We start from the raw sequence: 9,947 nt of genomic DNA, 5'->3' as shown, positions 1-9,947 counted from the left end.
GATCAACGACCACTGAGCATCCGAGAGCATCTGAAAGCGCGACACGACCCCAGACTCTCAGCGCATCGCCGACCTATTTGTCAGACACGCCCTAGGAGTGCCTGACGGCGATGCCCGGATACTCCAGGACGAGGCCCGATCGGTCGTAGCGGAGCTCGCACGAGAAATCGAACGTCGCCGACTCATAGAGGAAGGACGGCCCGTCGCCCGCACCCTCCCGCAGGGGGTCTCGCGCGGCGTCTCGCAGGGTGTACCGCTGTTCGAGCCGCTCGACGCGGAGGTCCTCGGCGCGCACGAACACGGCCGGCACGTCGATGCCCTCCCCGGCGACGGGATCCAGCCTGCGCACCGGAAGCGCGTTGGTGACCGCGGAGGACTCGAAGTCGATATCGACGCACCCGTCCAGGTCGGGCCTCGGCTCGCCGTCGACGGTCCAGCCGCCCTGCGGATCCCGCTGGATCAGGACCTCGTGCCGTCCGTCGATCGAGACCGTGCTCGCCCGCACCCGGCGGGTCCGCCAGCCCTCGTCGAGCTCCACGTCATAGCCGACCGACCACAGTGCGCGTTCCTCCTCCGCCGTGGTGTGCCCGACGAGGCGGTTGCCGTCTCCGGCCTGGCGGAAGAAGGCGATCTCGAATCCCGAGCGGACACCGTGATGGACCCAGCTCGCGGCGGCGGGCGGAGGGAGGAGCCTCATGGCTCGAACCTAGTCTCCGCGCGGCCGCCGTGACAGGTGCCGCCGCGCCGTGTGGTAGTTTCGGCGCATGTCCGCGAACCGCAGCTGGTGGCCCGTCTCCTAGACGGTGGCTTCGCGTACACGAGATTGAAGACCGCCTCTCCGGGCGGTCTTTCGTCGTTTCTGGCCGCACCGGATGCCCGAATCAGGAGACACCGATGACCTCTTCCGCGCCGACGGATCCCGCTGCGCTCATCGACCGCATCCATGCGCTGGCCGCCGATCCGACCGCGTCCTTCGTCCTCCTCGCGCGAGAGGGCTCGACGTCGGTCGAGCTGCTGAGCGGCGAGGTGGCGGACGTCGATCTCCTCGCCGACATCCCGCTCGGCGCGGGCGAGGGCGCCCGCGAGGTGTTCGCCATGGTCCCCTACCGCCAGGTCCGCGAGCGCGGCTTCGAGGCCGAGGACGACGGGGCCGCCCTGCGCTGCCTCCTCGTCGACGAGCACCTCGCCGCGCCGATCGAGCAGATCCGCGACGCGCTGCCCTCTATCCCCGTCCCGCTGCGCGACGGCGGCTTCGACCTCAGCGACGAGGAGTACGCCGGCATCGTCGAGCGGGTGATCGCGGACGAGATCGGGCGCGGCGAGGGCGCCAACTTCGTGATCCGCCGCGACTACACCGCCCGGATCGATGCGGACGAGCGGCAGACGGCGCTCACCTGGTTCCGTGCGCTCCTCGAGCACGAGCGGGGCGCCTACTGGACCTTCGCGGTGGTGACCCCCGGCGTGATCGCGGTCGGCGCGAGCCCCGAGGCCCACGTGGTCGCGCGAGGCGGAGTCGTCACCATGAACCCCATCTCCGGGACGTTCCGCCACCCCGCGGGCGGCGTCACGAAGGAGGCCCTCACCGACTTCCTCTCCTCCACGAAGGAGACCGAGGAGCTGTTCATGGTGGTCGACGAGGAGCTCAAGATGATGAGCGCCGTCTGCTCCGACGGCGGACGGATCACGGGCCCGCACCTCAAGCAGATGTCCAGGCTCACCCACACCGAGTACATGCTGCGGGGACACAGCAGGCTCGACCCGCGCGAGATCCTCCGGGAGACGATGTTCGCCCCGACCGTGACGGGATCGCCGATGCAGAACGCCTGCACGGTGATCCGCCGGCACGAGCGGAAGCCGCGGGGCTACTACTCCGGGGTGGCGGCGCTCTTCACGCCGAACGGCGAGGGCGGGCACGATCTGGACGCGCCCATCCTCATCCGGACCGTCTACCTCCGCGACGGCGAGCTGGCCGTCCCGGTCGGCGCGACGCTGGTGCGGCACTCCGACCCCGCCGGCGAGGTCGGCGAGACGCACGGCAAGGCCGCCGGCGTCCTCGGCGCGATCGGCGCGATCGCCCGCGACGTCGCCCCCGCGCCCGAGGACGCGGACGAGCCCGGGGCCGGCAGCGGTGCCGGGCCCGTCGACCTGGCCGAGGATCCCGAGGTCGCGGCGCTCCTGTCCTCCCGCAACGCGCGTCTCGCGGAGTTCTGGATGAACCCGCAGGAGGACGACCTCGCCGCAGGCCCCTTCGCCGGGTGCACCGCCGTCGTCATCGACGCGGAGGACCGCTTCACGACGATGCTCGCCCACCAGCTGCGGCACCTGGGCCTGGAAGTGCGCATCGTGCCGTGGTCCCTCGCCACGGACGAGGATGCGCTCTCCCCCGACCTGCTCGTCGGCGGCCCCGGACCCGGCGACCCGAGGGACACGGACTCGCCCCGCATCGCCCGGATGCGCGAGCTGGTCGCGGCGCGTCGCGAGAGCGGTCGCCCCCTCCTCACGGTGTGCCTGAGCCACCAGATCCTCGCCGACCTCCTCGGGATCGGCCTCGCCCCGCTGGCGAGCCCCCATCAGGGTCTGCAGAAGACCGTCCCGGTGTTCGAGGAGCAGGCCTCGATCGGCTTCTACAACACCTTCACCGCGCGCGTCGCCCCAGGGACCACCGGCGTCCCGGGGGCCGAGGTGAGCGCTGACCCCGCCACCGGCGACGTCTACGCGCTGCGGGGCGAGGGATTCGCCTCCGTGCAGGGGCACCTGGAGTCGATCCTCTCCCGCGACGGGATGCGCACGATCGAACGGCTCGTGACGCACGCCCTGCGCTGAGCGAGACCGCTCAGCCGAACATCTTCACCGGGTTGAAGAGGTCGGCGACCAGGAGCAGGGCGCCCATCGCGATGAGGATCCCAGCGACGACGATGGTGAGCGGCACCAGCCGCGTCGCGTCGACGGGCTTCGGTGGCGGGCGGCGGAAGAGCCGCGCCCACGCGCGCTTCACCCCGTCCCACAGCGCGACCACGATGTGTCCGCCGTCAAGAGGCAGCAGCGGGATGAGGTTGAACACGAAGAGCGCGATGTTGAGCGAGCCGAGCAGGCTCAGGAGCACGACGAGGCGGTTCAGGATCGGGGCGTCCGTGGCCGCGACCTCGCCCGCGAGGCGCCCGACGCCCACGACGCTCAGCGGCCCGTTGGGATCGCGTTCGCCTCCGGTCACCAGCGAGACGCCGATGTCCCACAGCCGGGCGGGGAGGGTCACGATCATGCCGGCGACCGAGCCGACGTTGTCCGCGGCCGCCTGGATTCCCGCCGTCGGCGCCTGCGGGACGTAGGCGAGCTGCGCCCCGACTCCGGCATAGCCGACGTCCTTGAGGATCTGCGCGCCGTGCTCGTCGAGACGCGGGCGCCCGCGGTCGTCCACGGCCGGTCGCTGCGCGGCGACGGGGGTGAGCTGGACCGTGATCCGCTCCCCGCCGCGGTCGAGGACGACCGGGAGGGTCTTGCCTGGCGACGCCTGGATGATCGCGCTCGCCTCCGCGAAGCTCTTCACCTCCGTGCCGTCGATCGAGAGGAGGACGTCCTGCGGCCGGATGCCGGCCTCCGCCGCCGGCGCCCTCTGGTCCCCGGGCTCGCAGGCGGTCTGCGTGCTGCCCGCGGGCAGCACGCACTCGGAGACCGTCGCGATCGTGGTCGTGCCCTGCTGAAGGCCGATCCCGCTCAGCAGCACGGTGAAGATCACCACGGCGAGGATCAGGTTCATGAGCGGGCCGCCGACCATGACGATGACGCGCTTCCACACCGGCAGCCGGTAGAAGACCCTGGTCTCCCGCTCCGGATCGATCGTCTCGTCGTTCGCCGCGCGCGCGTCCTGGATCAGCGACCGGAACATGCCCCGCCCTGGAGCCTTGGCACCCGAGGACGGCGGATACATCCCGGACATCGAGATGAAGCCGCCGATCGGCAGCGCCTTGATCCCGTACTCGGTCTCCCCGAAGCGCCGCGACCACAGCCGCGGGCCGAAGCCGATCATGTACTGGCCGACGTGCACGCCGAAGAGCTTCGCCGGCACGAGATGCCCGATCTCGTGCAGGGCGATCGAGACGCCCAGGCCCACGAGCATGAACAGCAGGCCTCCGACGTACAGCAGGATCTCCACCCCGCCACGCTACCCGCGGGTCCTAGGAAAGCGCCGTGTCAGCCCGCCGCGGCGCCGATGAACCGGTCCGCGGTGCGCCGTGCCCATTCCTCCGCCGCTGCGAGCGTCTCCACCGTGAGCGCGGAGGGCGGCTCGTGGGCGTCGATGACGCGGTCGATCGTGTCCACGATGCCGAGGAAGGACAGCCGCCCCTCGTGGAACGCATCGACCGCCTGCTCGTTGGCCGCGTTGAACACCGCGGGGAAGGTCGCCCCTGCACGCCCCGCCGCCTTCGCCAGCGCGACCGAGGGGAATGCCGCGGCGTCCAGCGGCTCGAAGGTCCAGGTGCTCGCGGTGCGCCAGTCCAGGGGGGCGCCGACGCCGCCGACACGGTTCGGCCAGTCCAGCCCCAGCGAGATCGGCAGCCGCATGTCCGGCGGCGAGGCCTGAGCGATCGTCGATCCGTCGACGAACTCCACCATCGAGTGCACGATCGACTGCGGATGGACGACGACCTCGATGTGCTCGTAGTCGACGTCGAAGAGGATCCGGGCCTCGATGACCTCCAGCCCCTTGTTCACCAGCGTGGCGGAGTTGGTGGTCACCATCCGTCCCATGTCCCAGGTCGGATGCGCGAGCGCCTCGGCGGGCGTCACGTCCGTCATCTGCGCTCTGGTCCGCCCGCGGAACGGCCCCCCGGACGCGGTCACGACCAGACGCCTGACCTCGCTCCTGACGCCTGACCGCAGCGCCTGGGCGATCGCGGAGTGCTCGGAGTCGACGGGGACGATCTGCCCCGGCTGGGCGAGGGCCGTGACCAGCGCCCCGCCGACGATCAGCGACTCCTTGTTCGCGAGGGCGAGCGTCCGTCCGGCGCGGAGCGCGGCGAGGGTGCTGCCGAGGCCGATGGAGCCGGTGATGGCGTTGAGGACCACATCCGCGTCGACGTCGCGGACCAGCTGCTCGGCCTCCGCGGCACCGAGGGCGGTGTCCTCGACGCCGAAGTCCGCCGCCTGCGCGGCGAGCGCCTCGGCGTTGCTCCCCGCGGCGAGGCCCACGAGCTCGAACCGTCGCGGATTCGCGCGGATCACGTCCAGCGCCTGGGTGCCGACGGAACCTGTGGAGCCGAGAACGATGACGCGCCGCATCCCCTCAGCCTAGGCGCTGAGGGGATGCGGCGCGGGGGTGGCTACTGCTGCGGGGCCTGCGCGGGGGTCGTGGCGAGGATGTCCACCACGAAGACCAGGGACTCGCCGGCCAGGTCGCTCGTGTTGCTGTCGCTCTTCTCGCCGTAGGCGTCCTTCGGCGGCATCACGACCTCGACCTGGGAGCCGACCTTCTGGCCCTCCAGCGCGGTCTTGAACCCGGTCACGACCTGCGTGGTCATGAACTGCGCCGGCGCACCGCGCTTCCAGCTGGAGTCGAACACGGACCCGTCGCTCCACTTCACGCCGACGTACTGCACGGCGACGAAGTCGCCGGAGGCCACCGTCGGCCCGTCGCCCTGCTTGAGCACGGTGACCTTCGTATCGGTGGGGGCAGGGCCCTCGGGGGTGGCGATGGTCGGCATGCCGTCCTTGTCGAGCTCGACCGCCGGGAAGTCCTTGTCCGGCGTCACGGCCTTCCCCGTCGCGGTCCTGGGCAGCTCGCCCGTCGCCTCGGCGTAGACGACGACCGACTGGGCGCCCTCGCCGAGCACCGAGCTCGGGAGGGTCAGGACGATGCGGGAGCCGAGCGGCTGGCACTCGAGCGCCGCCACGAACAGCGACGACTGCTGCGGGTCCAGCAGCACGGGAAGCGCGCCGTCCTCCCCGCGCTCGCTGGATTCGAGCACCTTGTTGCTGGCGGCGTCGATGATCTGGTAGCGCACGGAGAGCAGGTCGTTCGCAAGGACGTCCTTGCCCGACCCCTTCGAGACGACGGTCCGCTCGACCTCCGTGATCTTGGTGCCTTCGGGGATGGCGACGGTCGTGTCCTTCCCCTCCCCGCTGACGGTGACGGCGTCCGACGCCGCGCCGGGCTTGGCGTCCAGCATGCAGGAGCCCGCCGCCGCCGAAGCCGTCGGATCCGGAGAGTCGCCCGAGCCCGCGCATCCGGCGAGAAGGAGCGCCGACGCGGCGACGGCGGAGACAGCGGCGAGCAGGCGGAAGCGCACGGTGAGACCTCGATGGTGGGAGTGGGAGTCGTGACGGCCGAGTTCGGCCGGACCTGGACCATCTTGACGCATGACGCTTTGCCGGTGCTGAGAATGCCGTCCTGACGCCGTTTCGTCATGCCCCCGCGGGAATGGACCCTCGTCTACTGTTGTCGGGTGACACCCGAGCAGCCCGCCTCCGCGTCCGAGACGCCGAGCGCCGACGACGTCGTCGATCCCGATCTCCATCGGGCCGGCTTCCTGTACCTCCTCGGCAGGCTCGTGCTCGCCCCGCTCGCCCGGCTCGTGTACCGGCCCCGCGTCGAGGGCCGCCGCAACGTCCCGCGCACCGGCCCCGTCATCCTCGCCTCGAACCACCTGTCGTTCATCGACTCGATCGCGATCCCCGTCTCGGCGCCCCGCCGCGTGCATTTCCTGGCCAAGTCCAGCTATTTCGAGGGGACCGGCTTCCGCGGCGCGCTCATCGGCAACTTCATGAGGGCCGTCGGAGCGATCCCCGTGAACCGCGGCGCGGGCCAGGCGGCCCTCGACGCCCTCGAGCAGCAGCGCCAGCTCCTCGCCGACGGACAGGCCGTCGCGCTCTACCCCGAGGGGACCCGCTCCACCGATGGACGGCTCTACAAGGGCAGGACGGGCGTGGCCTTCCTCGCCCTGGAGACGGGCGCGCCCGTCGTCCCCGTCGGCCTCATCGGCACCGACAAGGCCATGCCCGTGGGGGCGAAGAGGCCTTCCTTCGGCCATCGCGTGACGATCCGGTTCGGCGAGCCGATCGATCTCTCCCACCACGGCGCCGCGAGCTCCGGCCGCGCGCGCCGTCAGGCGACGGACGAGATCATGACCGCGATCCACGCTCTGTCCGGGCAGGAGCTGGCAGGGACCTACAACGAGGTGCCCGCGCAGAGCACGATCGAGAAGATCAGACAGGCCCTGCCGCACGAGCGCCGCTGACCGCGCCGCGACGACAGGTCACGCCGCAGCTGGCTACTCGCCCTCGACGAGGATCGTCGCCTCGTGCCGGACCGGGAAGGCGACCGAGTTCGCGATGAAGCACCAGGCGTTGGCCTGCGCGTGCGCCGCATGCGCCGCCTCGACCATCGCGGGGTCCCGGACCGTCACCACCGGATGCAGCACCACCTCGGTGAAGGCGCCGGAGCCGCGTCCGTCCTCCTCCATCGTCCCGCTCGCGTCATCGCGATAGTCCGTGACGACGACGCCCGCCGTCACGCACGCGTGCAGGTAGGACAGCAGATGGCACTCGGAGAGCGCCGCCAACAGCATGTCCTCCGGGTTCCATCGCGTCGGGTCGCCGCGGAAGGGCTTGTCGGAGGACGCCAGCAGATCCGGTTTGCCCTCGATCGCCACGGTCACGTCCCGGGTGTAGTCGCGGTAGCTGCTGGTCCCGGTGCCCAGGTTTCCGGTCCAGGTGGTGGTGAGCGCGTAGCTGTGGGTGCCGAGAGCCATGACGCCATCGTGCCACGCCGCTAGGCTTGCTGGCGTGCTGGAGACCCTGACCGTCAAGGATGCCGTCGAACTCGCCGTCGTGGAGCGCAACGGCTTCATCGAATCCCGGCACGCCGGGGCCGCCGTCGTGCTCTCGCCCACCGGCGAGGTCGTGTCCGCGCACGGCAACACGCAGGCGCTGATCCTGGCCCGCTCCAGTCTGAAGCCGCTGCAGGCCGTCGCCTGCCTGACCGCCGGCGCTCCGCTCGTCGGCGAGCAGATGGGGCTCTCCACCGCGAGCCACGCCGGAACGGATCGCCACGTCGAGGTCGTCCGGGCCATGCTCGCCGACGGCGGGCTCACCGAGGACGACCTCCGCTGCCCCGCCGACTGGCCGAGCGACTCCGCCACCCGCACCGAGCTCGTCCGCGACAACGGCCAGCCCGCCCGCATCCGGATGAACTGCTCGGGCAAGCACGCCGCGATGCTTCGAGCCTGTGTGGCGACCGGCTGGTCCACGCACGACTACCTCTCCCCCGAGCACCCGCTCCAGGTGCACATCCGCGACGTCGTCGAGCGCCTCTCGGGTGAGAGGATCGCCGCCACGGCGATCGACGGCTGCGGCGCGCCGGTGCACGTCCTGACGCTGCTGGGGCTCGCCAGGGCGATCCATCGGATCGGGTCGGCCTCCGAGCGCTCCCCCTTCGCGCTGCACCGGGTCGCCGGCACGCTCGTGCGCACGGTGCGCGAGCTCCCGTGGACGATCGACGGCCCCGGCGGTGCCGACACGATCGCGATCGAGAAGCTCGGCGTCTTCGCCAAGGGCGGCGCCGAGGGCGTCATGGTCATGATCGCCCCCGATGGCACCACGGTGGCGCTGAAGACCCTCGACGGGTCCCTCCGGGCGCGCACGATCGTCGCCGCCACGCTGCTGGCCCGCGCCGGCGCCGTCAGCGACGCACAGGTGGCGGACCTCGCCGCATCCCTCCCGCTCGCCGTCCTCGGCGGCGGCACGGCCGTCGGGGCCATCCGTCCCGGCGCCGGAATCTGAGAAGCCCCCAGAAGGGGCGGAGTTCCCGGCACGGGAAGAGAAAGGAAGCATCATGAGGATCGCGGTCCCCACCGAGGTGAAGAACAACGAGTTCCGAGTCGCCCTGACACCCGCGGGAGTGCACGATCTCGTGCTCGCCGGCCATGAGGTCTTCGTCCAGGCAGGCGCCGGTCTCGGCTCGTCGATGTCGGATGAGGACTACCGCGACGCGGGAGCCGTCCTCCTCGACGACGCCGACGAGGTCTGGGCGCGTGCGGAGCTCCTGCTGAAGGTCAAGGAGCCGATCGAGAGCGAGTACCACCGCTTCCGCGAGGGACTCGTGCTCTTCACCTATCTCCATCTCGCGGCGGATCGGCCGCTCACCGAGCGTCTGATCGCGGACGGCGTGATCGCGATCGCGTACGAGACCGTGCAGCTGGCGGGCGGAGGCCTCCCCCTGCTCGCCCCGATGAGCGAGGTCGCCGGTCGTCTGGCACCCCTGGTCGGCGCCAACACGCTGATGCGCTCCCACGGCGGCCTCGGCCTCCTGATGTCCGGCGTCCCCGGCACTCGCCCCGCGACCGTGACGGTGATCGGCGGCGGCGTCGCCGGGGCCAACGCCGCGGTGATGGCGGCCGGCATGGGCGCGGACGTGACGATCTTCGACACGAACATCGCCCGGCTGCGCTTCCTGGATGACCACTTCGTCGGACGTGTGAAGACCGCGGCCTCGAACCCGCTCGACCTGCGCCGCGCCGTGGTCTCCTCGGATCTGGTGATCGGCTCCGTGCTGATCCCGGGCGCGAAGGCGCCGAAGCTCGTGACGAACGACATGGTGGCCGAGATGCGTCAGGGCAGCGTCCTCGTGGACATCGCGGTCGATCAGGGCGGCTGCTTCGAGGACACCCACGCCACGACCCATGACGACCCCACCTTCCGGGTGCACGACACCGTCTTCTACTGCGTCGCGAACATGCCCGGCGCCGTCCCGAACACCTCGACGTCCGCGTTGACCAACGCCACCCTTCCCTACGTCCGCGCCATCGCCGGACGCGGCTGGCAGGACGCGCTGCGTGCGGACACCGCTCTGACCGGCGGGCTCAACGTCGCCGGCGGCGTCGTCGTGAACCCCGGCGTCGCGACAGCGCACGGGCTCCCGCTCACGCCGGTCGGCGACGTCCTGGCCTGACACG

General features: G+C 71.3%; 9 protein-coding genes. 4 read left to right on the top strand and 5 right to left on the bottom strand.

Features of this window, described 5'->3' with window-relative positions:
- Positions 1–91 precede the first annotated feature (91 nt).
- On the bottom strand, positions 92–697 hold the full coding sequence (locus tag J2Y69_RS05325) for a putative glycolipid-binding domain-containing protein (RefSeq protein WP_310018302.1): 606 nt from the start codon (positions 695–697) through the stop codon (positions 92–94).
- 197 nt (positions 698–894) lie between these two features.
- Between J2Y69_RS05325 and J2Y69_RS05320 the strand changes: the two genes are divergently transcribed.
- A complete protein-coding gene (locus tag J2Y69_RS05320) occupies positions 895–2,823 on the top strand; it encodes a chorismate-binding protein (RefSeq protein WP_310018300.1) in 1,929 nt (642 codons plus the stop codon).
- A 10-nt stretch (positions 2,824–2,833) separates the two neighbouring features.
- On the opposite strand, the gene J2Y69_RS05315 is transcribed toward J2Y69_RS05320, so the two are convergent.
- From J2Y69_RS05315 to J2Y69_RS05305, 3 genes are read right to left on the bottom strand one after another with little or no spacing between them, the layout of a single operon-like run.
- Positions 2,834–4,150, bottom strand: coding sequence for a M50 family metallopeptidase (locus J2Y69_RS05315; protein WP_310018299.1), 1,317 nt, complete (start codon positions 4,148–4,150; stop codon positions 2,834–2,836).
- A gap of 38 nt (positions 4,151–4,188) precedes the next feature.
- Entirely contained in the window at positions 4,189–5,277 is a 1,089-nt protein-coding gene (gene dxr, locus J2Y69_RS05310) for a 1-deoxy-D-xylulose-5-phosphate reductoisomerase (RefSeq protein ID WP_310018297.1), read from the bottom strand.
- Between the two features lie 41 nt (positions 5,278–5,318).
- Entirely contained in the window at positions 5,319–6,284 is a 966-nt protein-coding gene (locus J2Y69_RS05305) for an FKBP-type peptidyl-prolyl cis-trans isomerase (RefSeq protein ID WP_310018295.1), read from the bottom strand.
- Positions 6,285–6,440: 156 nt separating this feature from the next.
- Here J2Y69_RS05305 and J2Y69_RS05300 point away from each other — a divergent pair, with 156 nt between their 5' ends.
- Complete coding sequence (locus J2Y69_RS05300) at positions 6,441–7,232, top strand: lysophospholipid acyltransferase family protein (protein WP_396653040.1); 792 nt, start codon at positions 6,441–6,443, stop codon at positions 7,230–7,232.
- A 33-nt stretch (positions 7,233–7,265) separates the two neighbouring features.
- On the opposite strand, the gene J2Y69_RS05295 is transcribed toward J2Y69_RS05300, so the two are convergent.
- A complete protein-coding gene (locus tag J2Y69_RS05295) occupies positions 7,266–7,745 on the bottom strand; it encodes an OsmC family protein (protein WP_310018293.1) in 480 nt (159 codons plus the stop codon).
- On the opposite strand from J2Y69_RS05295, the gene J2Y69_RS05290 reads away from it, so the two are divergent.
- Positions 7,744–8,775: an asparaginase gene (locus J2Y69_RS05290; RefSeq protein WP_310018291.1), complete on the top strand. Its 1,032-nt coding sequence runs from the start codon at positions 7,744–7,746 to the stop codon at positions 8,773–8,775. The two genes, J2Y69_RS05295 and J2Y69_RS05290, sit on opposite strands and share 2 nt — an antisense overlap.
- A 52-nt stretch (positions 8,776–8,827) precedes the next feature.
- Complete coding sequence (gene ald, locus J2Y69_RS05285; protein ID WP_310018290.1) at positions 8,828–9,943, top strand: alanine dehydrogenase; 1,116 nt, start codon at positions 8,828–8,830, stop codon at positions 9,941–9,943.
- Positions 9,944–9,947: the final 4 nt, after the last annotated feature.

It is taken from the genome of Microbacterium resistens (assembly GCF_031456305.1).
Taxonomy (GTDB): domain Bacteria; phylum Actinomycetota; class Actinomycetes; order Actinomycetales; family Microbacteriaceae; genus Microbacterium; species Microbacterium resistens_A.
Note: the sequence above shows the minus strand (reverse complement) of the source record. Positions and strands in the feature narration are given on the sequence as shown.